Raw genomic sequence first — 20,528 nt, forward strand, 5'->3', positions numbered from 1 at the left:
GTAGGGGCGGATAGAATCGCCAAAAATTAGAGTTTGACGAGTTATGAAAGGTATTTGACCTGAGACGAGTACCAAGGTTTTTTTGCACCATGTTGTCTTTGGGTGCCCGGGTCAACGCCCGGAATTACCGCAGCCAAGAACTATGACCCAGTTTGATGCCAGATCTCTGATTGGGCGGCTTGCCAAGAACATGTCATGGCTGTTCTTGTCCCAGATACTGATCGCAGTGTTTGGCCTGGCGACCCTGATCATCACCGCGCGTGCGGTGGGTCCTGCTGCGGTGGGGATTTTGGCGTTAGTAGATGCCTATGTACAGGTCTTAGACCGGCTGTGCCGATTGGAGCCTTGGCAGGCGGTGATCAAATACGGCAGCGATGCCCTGACCGAGGATGATACCCATCGTTTTGGTCACCTGATCAAACTGTCGATCGTCATCGACATCATTGGCGGCATTTTGGCGGGAACAGTTGCGATATTGCTAGCGCCAACTGTGGCCCCGATGATTGGTCTGCCCGAGGATATCGGAGCGTCTTATATCGCCTTGGTCGCGATTGGGCTGATTTTCTCTCTGCGCCCAACCGGCATCGCGGTGCTTAGAATTCATGACAGATTCGATTTGTTGGCGATCTCGGATATGGTCGTGGCCGGGCTGCGCCTTGTTGGAACAATCATCGTATTCCTGCTGGATCTCGGCCTTTGGGCGTTCCTGGCTTTGATGTTGATGCATCAGATCCTAACTGGCCTCGTAGCCTTTTTCATCGCCTTACGGGAACTGCAACGACGGGGTGTGCGCGCCTTTATGTCCTTAAAGCTAAGCACCGCCCTGAAGCAAAATCCCGGATTTCTGCGGTTCTTGTGGAACTCGAACTTCAACGTAGTCCTCAGGCAATCGACACAACGGTTGGACGTTTTGGTTGTGGGTGCGCTGCTCGACGTGACATCGGTGGGTTTTTACCAGGTTGGCAAACGGATAATGACCAACATCGTGCGCATTGGCGGCCCCATCCGACAGGTCCTTTACCCCGAAATGACGCGGCTTTGGTCAGCTCAGAAGCATGATCGCTTCTGGAAGCTGGTTCGCTACATCTCGATGCTGATGTTTGGGGTATCTTTGGCCATCTCGATCCCTCTGGCATGGAAGATGTCTGATCTGGCCGTCTTGTTGTTTGGTGCCGAGTTTCAGGGCGCCGCGCCTGTTATGACAATTTTGATGTTTGCGGCGGTGATCTACCTGGGCGGCTTGGCACTGAACCCGGCGCTGTTGAGCATGGGGTTGGATCGGGCACTGGTGCGCACAACCATGATGGCGACAGGTGTTTTTGCGCTTTCTTTTATACCTCTTTTGTTTGTTCTGGGAATCGAAGGCGTCGCCTTTGCCCATGTCATATTTAACATCGTCTGGACGACTGGCTGCATTTTGGCGATCCGGTCCTATCCTGCCCCGAGATAGAGGTCTATAACCCACCCATAGTATCGCGACATAAAGCTCGAAATTTACCAGTGACTTACGATTAACGAGATGAACAATGACCAAACGTATCCTTTTCCCTTTCGAGGGAGACACCGTAATCGGCGGAAGCCATGTCTCGGCCATGAAACTGGCCGCTGGTTTGGACAGATCAAAGTATGAACCCTACATTCTGGTTCACTACAAGGACGGGCTGGCCGGTGAATACGCGCGGTCTCTCGGGTTAGACTATGAGGTGTTGGAGAAACCCGCCCTAATGTCACCGGGACAAATCAGCTATGACGGAGATTGCGGGCCGACGAAGTACCTGCTGTCAAGTGTACCGCAGTTCATTTCGGTCCTGAACCGGATCAAGCCGGACATCGTGCACACCAACGAAGGGCGGATGCATTCGAATTGGGCTTTACCGACGAAACTGTCAGGGCGCAAACATATCTGGCATCATCGGCAGGACCCTACAGCCTTTGGGATCAATAAACTGGCCCCGGTCTTGTCGGACCACATCATCAGCGTCTCTCATTTCTCCAAACCCAGCAAGCCTGTACGGTCGGTGGACAAGAAGTTCACCGTTATCCGCAGCCCGTTTGACTTTAACCCCAATCCACCGGACCCCGCGGCGGCTCGAAAAGAGGTACTCGAAGAAATGGGGTTGCCGGATGATGCCTTGCTGCTGGGGTATTTTGGAAACTTCGTACCCCGCAAGCGACCGGATCATTTTGTAAAGGCTGTGGCCGCGATTCAAAAGCGCATGCCAGATGTTCCAGTCCACGGCTTCCTTTTCGGCAGCGTTGTCGATCGTGGAAACGCTTTGGACCAAGTATGCAAGGACTTGGCCGCCGAGGCGTGGATGGACAAACAAATTCATATGATGGGATTCCGCCAACCGATTGATGGCTATATGGCAGCGATGGATGCAAATCTGGTGACCGCACTGGATGAACCGTTCGGGCGCACCCTGATCGAAACCATGTATCTAGGCACACCAGTTGTTGCGACACGACATGGCGGCAATATCGAAGCGATTGTTGATGGCGAAAACGGCTTTTTAGTCGATCCGTTTGATGCCGAAGGATTTGTGGAACCTGTCATGCGGTTGCACCAAGATGCGGATATCCGGGCCAAGATTATCAACGCCGGGCAACGCCACGCCCGTGAGAATTTTGGCATGGCGATCCATATCGATGGTGTCTGCAGGATCTACGACCAGCTACTAAACTGAGTGTCAACGCAGCCCGACTAGGATTTGGGCGTGTTCGCCGCACCTGGAAACTGCAGATAGGATAGGCGCCTGATTTCACGGCGCCCCCGCGCCAACGAGTCGAGGATCAAGGCGCATACAACCGACAGCATTGACGCGACAAATCCCGAAACAGCAACCAACAGTGACGGTATCCGGTTCACCAGACCGGTTTCCAGAAACTCGCCGAAAACTGAAAGAAAGACCCACAATGAGGGCAGAAAGAAGATGTATGCGAGCGACAGAAAGAAGGCCATTGGCTTTTCTTCTTTGATCAAAAAGCTGATCATCTTGAGGATGCGCCACCCATCTCTGAATGTCGAAAGCTTGGAGCTAGAGTCCGGAAGGCGAGAGAAGTAGTTGGTCTCTACCTCTCCGATCGGCATACGCATTTGCATCGCGTGAACCGTCAACTCGGTTTCGATCTCAAACCCGTTGGAGAGTGCTGGAAAACTCTTGACAAAGCGCCGGCTAAAAACACGATAGCCGGACAAAAGATCGTTGATCTTGTTGCTGAAAAAGAACTTCACCAACCCGCTGAACAAGGCATTGCCAAATTTATGGCCTCGACGATATGCCTCGCTTTCTTTGTTCACGCGTGCGCCGTTCACCATGTCTAAATTCTGAGAAACAAGCAGCTGCACCAACTCAGGTGCGGCGGCACTGTCATACGTTGCATCGCCGTCCGCCATGACGTAAACATCCGCGTCGACATCCGCGAACATCCGGCGTACAACGTTACCCTTGCCTTGCAACGCTTCGGTTCGCACCGTTGCCCCGGCTTGCTGTGCGACACGGATCGTGTCATCGGTCGAGTTGTTGTCGAAGACGTAGATAGTCGCATTCGGCAATGCCTGGCGAAACTGTGCAACCGTTTCTCCGATCGCAACAGCCTCGTTGTAGCAAGGCAGAATAACAGCGATTTCCAACCCTTGCAGGTCTGGCAACGCCGACGCGTTACCTTTGAAATCGACTGTGCTCTGGCTCATGAGCATAGCATGTCCTCAAGTCCTTCATTCAAGGCGATTGTAACTTGAGGGCAAGCCCGCGAGCACGCAGTTAATTCATGTTGGAGCGTAAAAGAGTGCCATCTGTTGTCTGAACAACCTGTTTCAGGTTCAGTTCTTCGGTCAGTTCTTGTTGTGTGGGCAGATAAAACCGCCAGGTCACCTCGTCGAAGTAAGCGACTACAGCTTTGCCTTGCGCAAGACCTTCACGCATCTCGGTTAAGGTTTTGTTGTAGGGGCGTCTGGGGTGTTCTTTACCGGTGCGGCGATCAAACTTCATTGGCAACCATGTCGTCCCTTTGCCCGTCAGTAGGTGCACGACGTCGGGTGCATTGGTGTAGACAAATACGTCGGGCTCCAAATTGTTGATCTCAGACACCAAAGGTGACTGAAACCATTGAGGGCCTGAGAAGAATATGCCTTCGCTGCGGAAGTTGGAAATCAACGTGCCGGTTCTGACAACGTTCGACGCCAGAACCAGCGCTCCAAAAACCAGCAACCCGGTTCCAAGCAGAGCCTGCGCGCGCGTCTTTCCGTCCTCGCGCAACATCACACTGTATTGTGCGCCAATCACGACGATCAACACATACACCGGCGCAAAGTATGAGGGCTTAAGCGGCAGGTTCGGCTCGATCAAGATCGACAGCAACAACAACGCGAAATGGCCAAAAATGTAGACCGCTGATATCAGAGGGAAAGCAACAAGTCTTGCGTTGGGCTGCGAAACATCCATTGCAAATACGTGTCGTTCAGCCCCAAACCATACAACGGCTGCCAGAAGGCTAATCAAAGCAAGCGCGGCTGCGGCTTTCACAAACCCGGGCACTACGCTGGGGAAAAAGGAAACCCAGATCGAATTTGCGCCTTGCATCAAAATGCCAATGGTTGCGTTGCCAAGGAATCCAAATTCACGCCCCAGCCCTGTACCACCAGTTCTGGCTTCGATCACAGACCACAGAAGCAGTGGAGCAGCGACAACGGCAACAAAGGCGAGCGCGTGCAATATGCGGGTTTTCGTATTTCCTGGGCCGAGAAAAAACGCCGTCAAGACCCCCACAACCCAAACTGGTGCGCCATTAAAGCGTGTTAGGAAGACAAGAACCGAGACAAGTCCGGCCAAAAGCAGGAACCGAACCGAGCCTGTTCCCGCGTAGACACTAAGTAAGGTCAACGCGGCAACGAGAAGAAAAATGAACATCGCCTCGGACAGAACAGTGACATGCAGTTCAAACACTAGCGGCGATGTTAAAACCAGAACCGCCGACAAAACGGCGATGAGGCGAGTTGCACCAAACCCACGCACAAGACCATATACTGTGAGGGCGGTCAGGATTAAAAATGCAACGTTCAAAATTGTGGCGGCGGCGATGCTGTCCAGACCAAACGCAGAAACAATATCGATCGCCCAGACATACCCTGGGGAATTGCCCTGCAAAAAGTATGGGAAACTCAGGTAAAATGCGGAATCCGGACGGATACCGATGCCCCACGGGGTCGCTGCGACAAACATGAGTATGGAGACCGCTGCGATGCAGCCGCACCAAAGTACATCCGGTCGGGCCAGGCTGTTCGAACGGACGGTATTCACGACCGACCTCCTTCAATACTCGTCAACAAATAACGCGTTACACTTTTCATGATACTCTTTTTTGTCTGGGTGCCTCAAACAACAAAGCTGTTTGGCTTTAAATTTTACCAATCTCGTAGAATGTATTGCCCGCCACAAACCCGTCCAATCCTACTTGCTGGGCGTAGTGGGCCAAATCACTTGTTGAGTTTATAAAGCCTGAGTTTTTGAAGTTCAGTGAAGTGTTACACAATACGCCGACACCCGAGATTGCTTTAAACTCGGCCAGAAGGTCATAGAAAAAGGCGTTCTGATCGCGTCGCACAGTTTGAACGCGGGCGGAGCCGTCCACATGTGTGACCGCCGCGAGGCTAGGATCGATGACCTGGTGGAAGCTCAGCATATAGGGCGATGACCCTTCCAAATCGAAATGCAGATGCGCATCTTCTTCCAAACATGATGGTGCAACAGGGCTGTTTTCCGCGCGCCCTTTGATCCGGTTCAACCGCGCCCGCGTTTCCGCATTGAAAGGCGCAGCCAATATCGAGCGGTTGCCAAGGGCGCGGGGTCCAATCTCACAGTTTCCGCGGGTCCACCCGATGATTTTTCCGTCGTACAAAGCCTGGGCTACGTGCTTTAGGTTTAGTTCGGTCGCTGTAAGCCCTTCCAGATCGGCCTTGTCGTCACAGAAGGATTGGCCCGAATAGACGGACCAATTCAACTTGGCGCGCCCGGTGAAATGACGCATGGCATCAACAGCGGTACCAATCGCGCAACCAGAATCTCCAGTGGTCGGTGGGACAAACACTTCCCGAAACAGGCCGCTTTTCTCCCACTTGGCGTTCCAGTTTCCATTCAACCCACAACCACCGGCAATGATCAGGGGATACCCTTTTTGCAGATGTGTTTCCGCAAAATCTTGGAACTGCTTGAAAATAGCGTCTGACAGTTTGGTGGCCAGGTTCTTCAACCTCTGGCTGTCGGTTCCGATGTTGAAATACGGCGAATTGACAAACGAGCTTTTGCGCAACGGGTCGGTCGTTGTGTCTATCGACAGAATTTGGCCTATCAACACCTGTTCTTCTTCCTCCGCTGGACCACCTTCGCCGAAAGCGCAGGCAGCCATCAAACGACCTGGATCTGCTGGCCGTAACTCACCACCTGAGATTGGGAAATCCGGATCAGCCAAAGCATATAGAAACGCAAAGCGCGTGCCCGGAGAAGTCATAACCCGACCACGATGGTGAATGTTCAGGTCGCGGTCGATTTCATAAAAGTCGCCAAGTACACCCTCCCAAAGCAGCACGTAACAGGGCTCTCCTTGCACAAATGGCGACAGGGCGTAACTGCACCAAATATGGGCACGCTCATGGGTCGAAGTATAGTAGTCCACCGTTTTGCCAAAAAATGTGCGCTTGCCGACCGTTTCTGACCCGGCGCCAATGCCGAAATATCCAGCTCCTGATGTCGTCACGTGATCAATGCCATTTCTCGACCAGCCACTTAGCGCAAGGACGTCTGGCAAATCTTTGAACCAAAGGCCGGCATCAATAAACGTGTCCGGCGTTACCGGTGTATATCGGGGGAAGCTGTTCTTTTCGGCCTCATAGGAAAACAACAGGCTGTCATCTGCGCTGTCGACGCCTGCAACGGTGCCGTCGTGGCCTGATTTAAAAGACAGAATCTTCATCCCAAACACCTCACCAAACTGATCGGTTTCAGAGTCAGCAGGTCATGCTACCGCTTGCAGCACAATCAGGGCCCAAGCCCTTCCTGAAGAACTGTCTTTGCAACATTCATGCCAATATCCCGCATGCTCTAGCGAGACCAATCTTTGGCGATATGGGAACATATGCAAACCTGAAAATCTTAAACCGAACCAAATGCCAAATTTATCGCCATCAACCTAACAGATGGGGCAGGGGTCTTGTAAACACTCTTTTGCTGCATTCGCTATAGGTCAAATGCAACCACTGTTTTTGTGGACGGATTCGCGAGATCTGTACGATTGTTCGCAAATTAGCGCCAGTTCGGCCCATGTATTTGGCCACCAACTAACTGTCAAAGCTGGTATTTGTATTTGTTTTTCAATCGATCGGACCGTTCAGATCTAATGTGACAAATTTTTAGCCTGCTTTAGTGACCTACGACCTTGCGCCACCAATGCACTCACCGTTACTCTATGCCGGTTATCGGCAGTATATTAGGCCAAAGGTGTTTTAGGTTATGTCAGTGATATTGGGTTTAGCGACGATGAATAACAGCGCAGCGGCGTTGTTTGTAGACGGCAAATTGGTTGCTGCAGTCGAAGAGGAGCGGTTGACGCGGGTCAAGAATGACGGCGCTTTTCCGCATCACGCAATCACCGAAGTTCTGCGAATCGGCGGGTTGAAATTTTCAGATATCGAAGAGGTTGCCGTCTATTGGCAGCCATGGCGCATGGCTGGTCGTGGCGTCGGTACGGTGCGCAAGATCCTGCAAAGCCCTTCTGCGGCAAAAAGTGTGACAACGCGCATTGGCGCATTGTTCTCCTCGGACAGCGGTACTGAAGGCCCGCAGGAGAGTGGCTGGATGGATCTGTTCCGCGTCCGTAAGATTCTGACAGCGGAACATGGCCCCTGCGATTTCAAGTTGCATTACATCAATCACCACCTGACCCATCAACTCTATGCCGAGGCAATGCGGGATTGGGACAGCTTTGTGTCACTTTCCTATGACGGTGGTGGCGAAGAAAGCTCGACCATCGTGACCACCGTCCGCAATGGCAAACGCGAGGGTATAGCGGATCACCGCTGGCCAAACTCTTTGGGACACTTTTATTCCGCGTTCACTGGCTTTCTTGGCTTCAAGATGCTGGAAGGCGAATACAAGATGATGGGTTTAGCGCCATACGGCAAACCCATTTATCGCGATGCAATCCTCAAGGAAATTCTGCTGCTCGAAGACAATGGCGGCTACCGTGTGAATACCACGCTGTGCGACTATCATTCTGCCTTGCGTGGCGTTTTCCATCCTCGCCTTGAGGAGCTGTTCGGAGAGGCGCGCGAGCCCGGAACCGCCCCGAATGAACGGCATATCGACCTTGCTGCGTCGGTTCAGGCGGCATTTGAGGACGCGCTTCATCACATTCTTGGACCGGTTCGCAAAGCAAATCCAGATCTGCGCAAGTTGGTCGTTTCCGGGGGCTGTGCGCTGAACGTGACAGCCAATGGAACCCTGATTTCCAAGGGTACGTTCGACGAAATCATTATCCCACCTGCGCCGCATGATGCGGGATGCGCGGTGGGCGCGGCGCTGGCCTGCGTTCCCCATGACCAAGTCGACCTGACCTCGGTCCGTAGCCCGTATCAAGGGGCCGAATGGGATACCAAATCCATCGCCACGGCCTTAGATAACTGCTGCGCACAGTCACAAACTGCGCTGGCTCAGTCAGACCTGCTAGATCAGGTGACCGATCTGCTGGCAGACGGTAAGATCATTGCGTGGTTTCAGGGCCGAGCGGAATTTGGACCTCGCGCGCTTGGCACGCGATCCTTCCTCGCTGACCCGCGAAAGGACAGCATTCGCGACGACATCAATGCAAAGATCAAGAAACGCGAACACTTCCGCCCCTTCGCACCCAGTGTCGCTGAAGAGGCCGCTTCGGACTTTTTTGAGATTGATCAAACCAGCCCGTATATGAACATCGTTGCCCGCGTTCACGACGAACGCGCCGCAGATATCCCGGCGATCACCCATACAGACCAGACAGCCCGCGTGCATACCGTTTCACAGTCGGCGAACCCGCTATATCACGCGCTGCTGACCACATTCGGCGAAAAAACGGGTGTGCCGGTCTTGTTGAACACCTCATTCAATATTCAGGAACCGATCGTCTACTCTCCTGAACATGCCTGTGCGACCTTTGCAGCCTCGGGTGTTGATGCTTTGGTAATCGGTGACTTTGTCGTGCTTCGCGAGGCGCTGAAAGAGGAAAGCCCCAGCAAAGCCGTGGCATAATCGCGTGTTTCTAAGCATCGACTTCGAAGATTTCTCGCATGATCTGAAGCGAGAACTCGGGGTTTGGGACACAGGGCCGCTTCGGGTTGAGGCGCTTTGGCGCAGTTATGAGACTATTGCTGCGTTTCTTCAGGAACATGGTGGCCCAAGCGGACGCACGGCCACCTTTTTCTGCACGGGCGTCGTCGCCGAAAAAGCCCCGGAACTCGTGGCGCATATCGCAAAACAAGGTCATGAAATTGCCTGCCATTACCACTATCATGACAGCATGGATCGGCAATCGATCGCAACGATTGACCAGATGTTGGCGCGCGCAAAGGACAGTTTACAACAGGCCGCGAATAGTCCCGTTCGCGGGTTTCGCGCCCCAAAATTCCGGCTGAACCGTAAAACGTCCGAGCACTACAAACTGATCGAGCGCTATTTTGACTATGACAGCTCATCATTCTTTGGGACCGCGGATGAATGCCAGCAGTTCTCCAATTCGATGACCTTGTCTGACTTACAGCTGATCCCATTGTTTTCCGGGCGGTACAAAGGCTCGGGCCCGCAAATACGGTTGGGAGGCACCTACCTGAAGCTTGCGCCTGATACGGTTGCGCTGGATTTGATCACCCAGGCCAAAAGTGCGGGAGTCGTTCCGCACGTTTACTTACACCCTTACGAAACGGTTGATCACAGGGAATTTTGGGTGTCCCAGCAAGACTTGAAAAAGCTGGGGATTGGCAAAGCCGCATATTGGGCGGGGCGACAGAACCAGTGGTTGCGGTTTGGCGGTGCGCGCTTACTTCGAAAGTTGACGCGGCTGATCCCTCCCGAGGGGCTGTCCGGTCGTCTGGATCAGCTGATAACGGACAAATAAAAAGGGGGCCAGTCAAAGACCAGCCCCAGTTTATCAGCTGAACCGAGGGATCAGTTCGAAGCTGCGTTCAACTTTTCGTTTTGCTCGCGCAGGGTGTCCGAGATGATCGCGTACCACTCGCCGGATTCGCGCATTTCGATCAGGCCTTTGTTCATCATCGCAATATACTCGCGCGCAAAGGGGTTGGTGCGATGCGCAAGAAAGCTCATCGACGACAGTGTAGAAACGTATGGGTTTTCAACGATGTCAGCAGAAGTCAGACCCATGTCGTTCATCGTTGCTGCGAACAGATCAACTTCAAACGCTGCCACATCCGCGGTGCCAGTCAAAACGGCATCAAGGCATTCGCGGGCCGAGCTGGGATGAACCAAAGTCAGGTTTTCGGAATTTAACCCGACTTCTTCAAGCACAACCATGCTCCAGCCATCCATACGGCAGAGCGTTGCGCCTTCAAGGTCTTCGAAGGCTGTTGCCTGTGCGAATTCGCTTTCCGGCAGAGTGAAAAAACCGCCAACGATGTCGTAGACCGGGACCGTAGCAACAAATTCGTTGCACCGGGATTCAGTAGCTGCGGACCACTCATAAGTGCGGTTCGTACAATCAGGCACTGTCCAGGCGATCGAGATATCGAATGCGCCCAGTGGCAAGAGAGTCTCTAGGTGTGAGGACCAGTCATCCACAAAGCTGACCGAAAAATCACGGCTGTTGCCAGCACGCTGAAGGCTGGTTGTCGCCAGGCGGGTCATGATCCCACCTCCGTTCAGCTTTTCACTGGTGAATGGTTCCCATCCGTTGCCCGACACCATCTTGATTGGGGGAGCGTAGACATTCGAACGTTTGACGCTTGCCGCGCGCTGTTCTTCAGCCGCAATTAGTTCTTGGGCGCTTTGACCGTTGGGCAGGCTGCCGTCTTCACAGGGCAGGGCCAGAACCAAACCTGGCTCAAGCGCGCCTGGGTTGGTGATTACATTCCGGTTGGCGTTAAAGATCGGCTGATAGTTTGATGAGCCATAGGCCGCGATGGCGATGGTCGCCATCGTATCACCATCTGCGACAGTATAGTTCGTACAAGCTTCCTGAGCGGCGGCGGCACCGGCGCTTAGGGCAGTGACGGCGGTGGCCGACATCACAACTTTTTTCAGATTAAATTCAAACATGTCCACTTCCTCCAGACTTTTGGTTTGTCAGGCTTTTTGGAGCCCTATCCATTTTCCATTTGATAACGCAGGGCGGTCGACACGATGTCGCGCCATTCGCCGGATTGCTGCATGATTGCCAGACCCTGATTCAGCGTCTCAAGGATCGCTTCCCCATCAGGATTGTCTTTATGGGTCATGACGTTAAGCGACTTGATCGCCGCGAGATTGGGGTTTTCGATAATGCGGTGTTCGTAACCCAGGCGCCCGATTGTCTCGACAGCAAGATGGGCCTCGATTGCGACGATATCGGCTGTTCCTTCCATCACGGCATGGAAGCAGTCATCCGGTGATACCGGGCGCATCAAAGTCACTGCAGGCTCATAAAGCCCGACCGCATCCATGTGGGACAAAGACCAGCCTTCAGGACGGCAGATCGTCGTACCGGCAAAGTCAGCATAAGTCAGCGTCTGCTCAAAGCCTGAACCGTTTCGTGCAAAGAACGTATCCACAACCTCATAGAACGGGTTCGAGAAGTTGTAGGTCTCGCAACGCGAACGATCCGTTTCAGATAGCGCTTCGGCCGCTTCGCAGTTTGGGCGCGACCACGGGAACGTTCCGTCAAAAGCGAGCGTCGGCATCAGAAGATCCAGATGCGAGGACCAGTCATTGACGAACTGGATTTTGTAAGACTGCTCGGGCGCGGCGCGCAGCATCGCCGTCTCTACCAATTGAGTGTACAGGCCGCGATGCGGTAGCGCCTCGTCCGTGAAAGGCGCGTAGTTCCCACTTGTGATCAACAGTAGCTGACGATCACTAAATTCGGGGCGTGCACCCACACCGGCGTCACGGATCAGAGCAGCGCCTTCGGCACGGGCCGCTTCAATCTCTTTTTTCGCTTCGGCTTTGGCAGCAGCAACGGCATCCTCACTGGCTTGTTGCGCTTCGGCTTCTGCCGCGGCTACACGGGCTTCGGCTTCTGCAATGGCCTTTTCGGCGCGTGCTTCTGCAGCTTTCACCAGTTCCGCTGCCATAGCAGAGGCAAGCCGTTCGGCCTCGGTATCAGCCAGAACCGGCGCGCGCCCAAAGTCTTCCAGACAGGGCATGGTCAGTACGTCACCGACCCGAATGACGTTCGGGTTTGATCCGATGACATCCCGATTGGCGTCATAGAGGATCCGGAAGTCTTCTGTCGCATAAACCTCTATCGATAGATCACGCAGGCTGTCACCGCGCTGAATCTCGTAGGTTGAACACGCCTCCTGGGCCGAGGCCGCGCCAGTAGCGGCGGCAAGGGCCAGACTGGATATGATCAGATGTTTTCTCATTTTTACTGTTGCTTTGCCTTTTTAGGTTCTCTTCAGTTTCACGACGGCAATTGATAGGTTGTCCTGATCCGGATCGTTTTTGACCTGCAGTGCCTTTAACAATGAGTCCGCGATATCCTGGGCCAATGCCTGTGAGTTGTTGCTCAGAATGGTCTGTATCTCTGCGTTACTCAGGTATTGCAGCCCGTCGCTGCCCAGAATGAGAATGTCCTCCGCCGTCAGTATCAGCGGCTCTTCCGGGCAATCGACCTGAGGGATTGCAGCCCCCATAACGACCGAAGTCAGCTGGTTGCGGTCAGGATGAACCTGAGCCTCGGCTTCTGTCAGAAGCCCCTGGGCCGCTTGCGCGTCAATCATCGGGGCCATCGAGTGATCTTCGTTGATCTGCTGCAGATCACCGTTTCGGAAAAGATAAAGTGGGCTATCCCCGATTGAAATCCAGAACACGCGCTGATCCAGCAGCAGGACACCCAGAAGGGTGGACCCCATGTTGAATCCGTCACCTTGTTCTTCGTTGTGAGTTGCAATCGACGCATTGGCCTGTATTGCCGCCAAAGGAAGCGTATCAACCAACGTCGCCTCGACCGGATTGTCTTTTTCAAGCTCGCTATCCAGCGAGTCGCGCCATGCGGCAATCACCATCTCTGAGGCAACCTCACCCGCTTCATGGCCACCCATACCATCAGCAACGACGACATAACCCGAACCTGCTGCGTCAAACACGCGCGAGGCAATCGCGTCTTCCTGAGAATCGCGCCGTCCCTGATCCAGGATCAGCGCAATGTCATATGCCGGGGTCGCCAACATCTATCAGGATTCCCGCCAATCAAAGCCGTCGTCACAGAAGGCGACAAAACGAACAGAGGTTTCGCTGATCCGGATCAGGTCTCCGCTGGCTAACGGAACAGTGCTCAGGACAGGTTTGCCGTTCAGACGCACAAGATTGGCTTTACCGCCATGGCCCAGATAACACTTACGATCTTCGGGATCATACGCAACCACAGCGTGGCTGGACCGCGAGATCCCGGTATCGCCGAAATCCAGCTGAATGGCCTGATCATCATTGCGGCCGATCTGCATCAGACCTTCCGTCAAGCCAATGCTGGCGCCCCGACCGGGACCGCCCGTCACAACCAACCATCCCACAGGGAATGATTCTTGAGCAGTTTCCGTTTTTGCAACAGGCGTCGCCGTTTCAATCAGATCTTGAACATGAGTGTCCGCGCGTTCAAAACCAAGGAAAGTTGTTTTGACGCGGGACCTGCGATCTTCGGTTGGTGCAGGTTCCGGGGCCGCCCGCTCGGTCGCTGGCTGCTCGGCTGGTTCTAGCTCCGCCTCAGGCGACTGGGCTGAGATATCTACTACAACCTCTCCTGTATCCGTCGCGGTCTCTTCCGTGTTGAGCGAAACCGTTTCGTCGCCAACAATCGCATCGTCCTCAGTAAGATGGAGGGTCAGGATCTGATCGTTGTCATGCGACTCTTCTGCAGACTCGACGGCCGGAACTTCAGCCGCGGTTTCCACGTCTTCGACCGAGGTATCAGGAGCGTTCGCTTCATCTGCGGGTTTTTCACCCTCAGCGACCTCAACTTTGGATTCCTCAAAGTCGGGCATCTTTCCTTCGGGGATCAACTCGTCCGCTTCCTCATAAGCTTCGGAGGCCATGTTTCCGCCAGCCAGGGCTGCACGCAGGGCGTTGAAGTCCGCAATCGGCTCCTGTTTGTCTTCGGCAGGTGTTGTGCTTTCTACAACTTCGTCTTCCTGGGCTTTGCCGGCACCTTCGAGAAGCCGGCTGAGAGGGCTTTTATATTTGAACATGGTGTCGACACCTTTAAGTTAGTGGCACGTAACTTGTGCCTTTGGGCTTCTACCTACCCCTGCGCACGATGGCACAGCGGCAACTACAACATTGGAAACGAGAAAACTCTTAACTCTCTGTTGCGGGCCAGCTCCCGCCAGGGTGGCTAAGCTTGGGGTGCCACCCTCAACAAACAAACGCTGGTACATGTTATTGAACCGGACACATCACTCCTGAACCAATCGCATGGCCGCAGCGGCTTCGGTGCCGTTTCGCGAGACACTAAAGCGTGCCTCAGCTTGATTTGCAGAAACAAGCTGCGCCAGCAATGCATCCAAACTTTCTGACCCATCGAAAGTCATTCCGGTCTGCGCTTCACTCAGCAGCACATCGCCTTTTTGAAGGGAGCCTGAATTCTCTGCTGGAACGTCCGAGACCACAGTCTGCCATTCGGCCTCACCCGTTCCGCGAATGGTGAACGCATAGCCATTTTCAAGACCTACCGAGCGGATGGCAGGCAAAGCCAACAGTCCATTGCTGGCCCTGGTCTTGCCCAGAGGACGGTACCGAGCGGCGACGCGGGTATAGCCATCTGGGTCCACCTGGAGGTTGTCCAACACTTGTGCTGCGAATGACGCGTCCGATTGAATTGGCTTGCCATTCAGAGTAAAGATCGCGGCCCCTCGGGTCACCCACTCCCCGATCACTGTCATATCAATAGTGGGGTCAACTCCGGTGACTGCAATCACATTGCCGGTCGATGCGCGACGTCTAGAGACATCGAACGGGATTTCTACATCCCAATGCGCAAACGAGACCTGGGTTTCAGCCAGATTGACCGACCCTTCCGTGGCGGTCTTGTCTCCCGTCGCTACCGCCAGTGCGCCGGCCTGAGGTTCAGCCTCGGTTGCTTTTGGTTCTGCGGAGGCTGCTTCTATGGCAGCTATTTCCGCAGTCTCGGCCTGTTCCTGCTCGACAGGCTGCGCTACAAGTATTTCTGGTTCAGGCGCTGCGTCTTCGACGATCGGTGCCAGCTCTGGTGTCAAAGTCGCCGATGTCTCTGTTTCCGGCTCGGAAGCTGGCGTTTCGGCTTCAGCCTGTGCAGATTGTGTGGCCGGGGCCATCCCTGCAGTCGTCGTCTGTGCGGCTGGCTCGGTATTGTCGCCGGACATCACGAAGAACCCACCCGCAGCCAGCACTACAGCCACAGCAGCAGCGCCAGCAATTAACTTGCCATTGCCGCCCGAACCGCTCTGAACCACTGTATCTACGGCAACTGCGTTGTCGTCTTTGGCAGAGAACCTAGCAGGCTCTTCGTCTTTCTTGTCTTCGTTGCCCAGGGCAATGTCTGCATTGCCTGCGAGTAAGGCCGTAACAACGGCTTCGGCGTTTTCGCTCTCGGCTTTGATCCGAGCCTGTTCTTCTTCCTTGTCCTTCCGATCCATGCCGACGATGACAGACACCGGGCGATAAGCAAACGTGTCAAACATTACGCCCGGACCGCGGAACATACGCAACCAATCCAGCGCTGACTGCAGGCGGTCCGTGGCATGCACCTCCATCGCCTTATCGAGCGCTTCCAGAAACCCCTCTGGATACCCCTCGAAACGACCAGCAAGCGGCTCATAAGGGTCATCGTGACCGTTGTTGAACGCGTTCAGTCGGGTCTGCCCGTCAATTGGGCGTTCGCCACTTATGGCGTGATACAAGGTAGCTGCGAGTACATAAAGATCGCTGCTCGGGCCTTGCTCTGCACCGCGAACGTAGAACTCGTGGGGCGAATACCCGTCCTTGATAACGCGAAGGGTCATAAGTGCCGCTGATTTATTGGCTGCTTGCTCGCGCGCTGCACCAAAGTCGATCAGGACCGGGTCGCCATTCTCGTCTATCAAAATGTTGTCGGGCGATATGTCCCGATGCAACATACCGCTTTGGTGGATGAAAGAGACCGCAGACAGCATCTTTTCGGTGACCTGCACGATAAAGTCAGGTCCGCCGTCATTTTCAAGGTTCTCGACGTAATCCAGAAGATCGCACCCACGGATCAAGTCCATTGCGATGTACGCGGTCTCGTTGTCTTCAAAGACCTGATGCACGTCAACGATGTTGGGATGAACCAACCGTGCGTGGTTGCGGGCTTCAAGAATGAAAAGGTCGATGATTGCGCGAAGGTCGTCCTTGAAGGAGGAATCGGCTGGTTCGACCAAGTCCCCGTTTCGACGACACAAAGCGCCGGGGTAGCATTCTTTGATGACCACATTGCGTTCGAGGCTGTCGCGCGCCAGATAGGTTATTCCAAACCCGCCATTGCTGAGGAAGCTAAGAACTTCGTACTGTCCGCGCAGAAGCTTTGAGCCCGGTTGCAGTCCCTCGATTTTTGGTTCGTCGTGCGATGCACCGACAGCCTGATTGTGGCTCATTTCTTTACGCCCGTTCTACTCGTTTAGCGGCACTTCCAACTGCGTAAATAACCTACGAACTCACAACCAAAACAAACGCAGGACACTTGAGAACGGTTAGACGTTTCAAATTTGACTTTATTGGGGCCGCCTCATGGCTTCACTATGGATCGTTTTTGCCATGTTTCTATATGTCGTATTCCGAATGCTTTCTGACACAATATAGTGACACAAAGTGGGTAAAACACGAAAACTGATGTACCTAATTCGGACTCTTGGTCTACGAATTAGAAACAATCTCGACCCGATTCTAAGCGCCTTCGAATCGCCGCAGTTCGGCTCAATCTAAGCGCGAAAGCGTCAGGTTCCGGTTTTGGTCTGTGATTCTGGCACGGTGCTGCCGGCCCATGCAAGGTTGTCGCTCAGCTGTGCCAGTATGCTGATTGCATCCTTTAACGGGGCATTGCCGCTCTCAAATTGCAGCAGCAGCAACAGATCTGTTGCTTTTTCGAACTCTGCTGGAATCCAATCGGCTTCCGGGTCGATTTCACCACCTTGATCCAAACGCTCGGCGAAATCCTCTACAATTTCCTGACAACTTTGCAGGAAGGCCGCTGGTTCAATATCCGCAGATTCGCGAAGATCCTCATAGATGCTGGCGATGGCTGCCAACCAATCTTCGAGAATGGGGTTGTTTAGCGGTGGCAAAGCAGATCCAAGCGTGACTTTCATCGACGCGCCATCACTTTCGGTCTGCTCGGGTTCGGGCCCTTGTAGCGTTTCAAGAAATGGAATGAAATCCTGCTCTAAGTCCTTACGCGCGGCGTCAAGGTCGCTTTGGCGTCGGTTCGACGCCACCTCGAGCACCTTTTCTGCCAGATTTTGCCCTCCGCAAGTTTCCCAAAGCTTGAAATCAGGCTCGGGCTCTTGTGCCATGGCGCGGACCGCAACTGGCGTACCGATTGGCACTACAGAGCGGAACATCGAACCCTTTTCCTTATTCAAACGAGCCAAAACACGATCCAGCGCGTCATGGACGGGCGGCAAGTCGGAATGGGTGACTGCCAACAGGCTGTTCTCGCGCAATTTTGATGGCACCTGAGCCCAAAGATGGCGTTCAGTCTCGCGCCAGGCATTGGTTCCATTGGTGCACCAGATGGCACAGTCGACGAATTTCAACAGATCCAGGGTCTGTTTATACGTATCATCCAGCGCACCTGAGCCCGGCAAATCAAACAACGAGATTTCCTTCAGGGCAGGAGTGTTAAGACCCACGGAGATGAAATCAGGATTGTCCGCCGCAGCCTTTTCCAGCGCGATCCCGGAATAGGTCTTGGGTTCCTTTTCCCACCAACCCACGGTGGTTTCAGGTGTGTCAGCATAAGCAACAATTACCAGCGGTAACTTCAGGTGCTGAGGTCCGGTTGGTAAGATATCTGCCCCGGCCAACATGTTGGCAAGGCTTGATTTTCCAGCTCCAAACTCCCCGGCAAAACCGATATTTACCGCATTGGACAGACGTTCGGCATGGGCCAACGCCCGTGCTCGCATGTCGTCCAAAGTCGCGTCTGACGGTAGGTCTTCTGACGCGTTCAGAAAGCGCTCCAACTGACGCACTTCCTTTTCGGTTCCGGGAAATTCAATCATTCAGCAGCCTCTGCTTGTCGTTCTTCCGCAATGCTCGTTCCAAAGGCTGTCGCCAGCTTATCAGCAATGCGGCGCGCCCGGTCGAATGCGCCTTGCGCTTCGGCCCGTGCATTCGTTTCATCGGTCCCGGATCTGTGTTCTAGATGCCCGGCCAGCAAAGCCAGATAGTGATCAAGGACCGTATTCAGTCTTTCAGACAGGTCATCCCGCGCAGTGTCAATCAGATCGTCCCCGATCAACTCGAACTCCTGCACGATCATCTTTTCCGCGCGCGACACGACGCTGTTGCGCGAAATCAGGCGCGACAACCAGTTTACACGCAATTCAACAGTAATTCCACGTGTCAGTGCCGTCGTATCCGGGCGGAACCATCGAACTGCGCTGGTGTTCATACGGTTGTCGGCCGGTTCTTGCCAGCCGGGCAGGGCGCGCAACGAAGCGTTGCTTTGCATGTCAATCGCGTAAAGCTCGCTCAGCATGCGCTGCCGAACGACTTGAGATGCGCCTTGAACCAACTCTCTCATCCGCTCGCGTAACGGTGTGAAATTCAATTCGGTCGCACCGCCTTTGGCCAGCAAGGGCGATTGCCCGTCAGGACCCCGAACGACAGCCGAAACAGCCTCGGCCACGGTGTCATCCATAACGCCACGAAGATTGGACAAAACATCATCCATGTCCTGGGTTATACCTTGTGTTTTACCTGCAACAAGACTGCGCAGTTCTGCCAGGGTCTTGTCGTTTTCGTCGGCGCTTGCCAAGTTAGCTGCGTTGTCATCTTCGAGCGCACGCAGGTGGGCCTGAGACCGCTCCAGTTCCCCCCGTGCAAAACTATTGAGATGCTGCCATGCCATGCGCAATTGCTCATCGCGTGGACCATCGGTCAAAGCTTGCGTTACATGACGGCGCAGATCCGGAAGACCCGAGGCGATCATCGCAGCAAACCGCAAAACCGCTTCGCGACTTATCGGGCCGGGGCCTTGTTTGATCTCTTCGACACCGTCCAGATATTGCTTCATCTGTTCGGGATGCGCGCGCAACCAAGCCAGAACCTGATCATGGTTTATACCCGTCTCATCACCGGTCAGTGCAAAATGTGCCCACTGCGCACTGCCCATCAAAACATCGATATCCGCGTTCCCGAGCGCCTTTTCCAAGCCTTCCAGAACGTCAGCGCGCACTTTTGTGGCGTCTTCGGCCCCGTCGCCCAGCTCGTCGACTCGGTTGATGAATACGACAATCTGACCAAGTTCCAATGCCTGCATCAACCTGAACAGTTTCAAGTCAGCGCGCGAAAGCGCCTGATGCGCCGAAAGGACCACAACAAAGAAATCCGATTCTTTCAGATACTGTCGCGAAATCTCTTCGCGGATCAGCAGCGGGTCGTTTACGCCAGGCGTGTCGGTCACTGTCAATGGAAACGGAAAATGGCCGACGTCAAAATAGACCTCGGCCTTGCGAGTAATGTCGCTGTATAAACCCCGGTCGCTGCCCGGATCCAAGACGCTGTCTTCGGTCGGATCGTCGCCTGCACAGACATAGCGCGCAAGATCGTCTGATGTCAGATGCTCCAGATCATGATGTTGGCCGAGCAATTGTTCATAGCTGTCGCCCAATCGCCGCCGCGCTCGGACTTGCATCGCCTCGACCTGTTCCTCGATCATCTCACGCTTGTAGCTGTCCTCGTCATCCGGGAACATGTTACGCAGTTCTTCACCCTCGACGATCAAAGACTGCCACTGGTGATTGTCGAAGAAGTGAAATTCTGCCCCTTCGGTCCGCCCGGATGGGTGTCCGAAATGCATATCCGTGATGACAGTCGTCCAAGGGTTGACGTCTGACGGCAGGTACTCTGCCTGACCCGTAAATCCGTTTATCAAACGGGATTTTCCGGCCTTGATTTGCCCAACAAATGCGATCGAAGGCTTAAGATTGGTAAGATCACCGACAATACGCGAGATAAACTGACGCGTCTCGTCGTTGCTGATCTTGTTCATATCTTCTGCAATGCGAATTAACTCGCGACGACTAGATTCACTCATAACTCTTTACCCTGATACTTGAAACAATGAACTAAATTACT

Annotated in this window: 14 protein-coding genes; 4 read left to right on the plus strand and 10 right to left on the minus strand. The window is 54.0% G+C overall.

Annotated features, from left to right (window positions below; genetic code table 11):
* The first annotated feature begins 142 nt into the window (after positions 1 to 142).
* Together ACR0BU_RS12995 and ACR0BU_RS13000 are read left to right on the plus strand one after the other, a co-directional pair.
* The gene (locus ACR0BU_RS12995) at positions 143 to 1,450 is read left to right on the plus strand and encodes a lipopolysaccharide biosynthesis protein (protein WP_298935018.1); all 1,308 of its coding nucleotides are present in this window, start codon (positions 143 to 145) and stop codon (positions 1,448 to 1,450) included.
* A gap of 76 nt (positions 1,451 to 1,526) precedes the next feature.
* The gene (locus ACR0BU_RS13000; RefSeq protein ID WP_299080172.1) at positions 1,527 to 2,687 is read left to right on the plus strand and encodes a glycosyltransferase family 4 protein; all 1,161 of its coding nucleotides are present in this window, start codon (positions 1,527 to 1,529) and stop codon (positions 2,685 to 2,687) included.
* A 17-nt stretch (positions 2,688 to 2,704) separates the two neighbouring features.
* Here ACR0BU_RS13000 and ACR0BU_RS13005 read toward each other — a convergent pair whose 3' ends face one another.
* The 3 genes from ACR0BU_RS13005 to ACR0BU_RS13015 all read right to left on the minus strand — a co-directional run bounded on the left by ACR0BU_RS13005 (position 2,705) and on the right by ACR0BU_RS13015 (position 6,969).
* Positions 2,705 to 3,694, minus strand: coding sequence for a glycosyltransferase family 2 protein (locus ACR0BU_RS13005; RefSeq protein ID WP_300070157.1), 990 nt, complete (start codon positions 3,692 to 3,694; stop codon positions 2,705 to 2,707).
* A 70-nt stretch (positions 3,695 to 3,764) separates the two neighbouring features.
* Entirely contained in the window at positions 3,765 to 5,300 is a 1,536-nt protein-coding gene (locus ACR0BU_RS13010) for an ArnT family glycosyltransferase (RefSeq protein ID WP_480737736.1), read from the minus strand.
* 97 nt (positions 5,301 to 5,397) lie between these two features.
* Positions 5,398 to 6,969 (minus strand): carbamoyltransferase C-terminal domain-containing protein, encoded by a 1,572-nt coding sequence (locus tag ACR0BU_RS13015; RefSeq protein ID WP_480737737.1) that lies wholly within the window; start codon positions 6,967 to 6,969, stop codon positions 5,398 to 5,400.
* Between the two features lie 536 nt (positions 6,970 to 7,505).
* Between ACR0BU_RS13015 and ACR0BU_RS13020 the strand changes: the two genes are divergently transcribed.
* On the plus strand, positions 7,506 to 9,278 hold the full coding sequence (locus ACR0BU_RS13020) for a carbamoyltransferase family protein (protein ID WP_299080161.1): 1,773 nt from the start codon (positions 7,506 to 7,508) through the stop codon (positions 9,276 to 9,278).
* A 4-nt stretch (positions 9,279 to 9,282) separates the two neighbouring features.
* Positions 9,283 to 10,140, plus strand: coding sequence for a polysaccharide deacetylase family protein (locus ACR0BU_RS13025; RefSeq protein ID WP_298935011.1), 858 nt, complete (start codon positions 9,283 to 9,285; stop codon positions 10,138 to 10,140).
* 50 nt (positions 10,141 to 10,190) lie between these two features.
* Here ACR0BU_RS13025 and ACR0BU_RS13030 read toward each other — a convergent pair whose 3' ends face one another.
* The 7 genes from ACR0BU_RS13030 to ACR0BU_RS13060 all read right to left on the minus strand — a co-directional run bounded on the left by ACR0BU_RS13030 (position 10,191) and on the right by ACR0BU_RS13060 (position 20,487).
* Positions 10,191 to 11,297 carry a transporter substrate-binding domain-containing protein gene (locus tag ACR0BU_RS13030; protein ID WP_299080155.1) on the minus strand — a complete coding sequence of 369 codons (1,107 nt, stop codon included), beginning with the start codon at positions 11,295 to 11,297 and terminating at the stop codon, positions 10,191 to 10,193.
* 44 nt (positions 11,298 to 11,341) lie between these two features.
* Complete coding sequence (locus tag ACR0BU_RS13035; RefSeq protein ID WP_480737738.1) at positions 11,342 to 12,604, minus strand: type 2 periplasmic-binding domain-containing protein; 1,263 nt, start codon at positions 12,602 to 12,604, stop codon at positions 11,342 to 11,344.
* A gap of 21 nt (positions 12,605 to 12,625) precedes the next feature.
* Positions 12,626 to 13,411: a PP2C family protein-serine/threonine phosphatase gene (locus tag ACR0BU_RS13040; protein ID WP_480737739.1), complete on the minus strand. Its 786-nt coding sequence runs from the start codon at positions 13,409 to 13,411 to the stop codon at positions 12,626 to 12,628.
* Positions 13,412 to 13,414: 3 nt separating this feature from the next.
* Positions 13,415 to 14,422, minus strand: a complete 1,008-nt coding sequence (locus ACR0BU_RS13045) for an FHA domain-containing protein (protein ID WP_480737741.1) — start codon at positions 14,420 to 14,422, stop codon at positions 13,415 to 13,417.
* 207 nt (positions 14,423 to 14,629) lie between these two features.
* Positions 14,630 to 16,822 carry a protein kinase domain-containing protein gene (locus ACR0BU_RS13050; protein ID WP_480737742.1) on the minus strand — a complete coding sequence of 731 codons (2,193 nt, stop codon included), beginning with the start codon at positions 16,820 to 16,822 and terminating at the stop codon, positions 14,630 to 14,632.
* 339 nt (positions 16,823 to 17,161) lie between these two features.
* A complete protein-coding gene (locus ACR0BU_RS13055) occupies positions 17,162 to 18,448 on the minus strand; it encodes a dynamin family protein (protein WP_480737743.1) in 1,287 nt (428 codons plus the stop codon).
* Complete coding sequence (locus ACR0BU_RS13060; protein WP_298935004.1) at positions 18,445 to 20,487, minus strand: dynamin family protein; 2,043 nt, start codon at positions 20,485 to 20,487, stop codon at positions 18,445 to 18,447. Before ACR0BU_RS13060 ends, ACR0BU_RS13055 begins: the two co-directional genes overlap by 4 nt.
* Positions 20,488 to 20,528: the final 41 nt, after the last annotated feature.

This window comes from Ruegeria sp. CK2 (assembly GCF_056536585.1).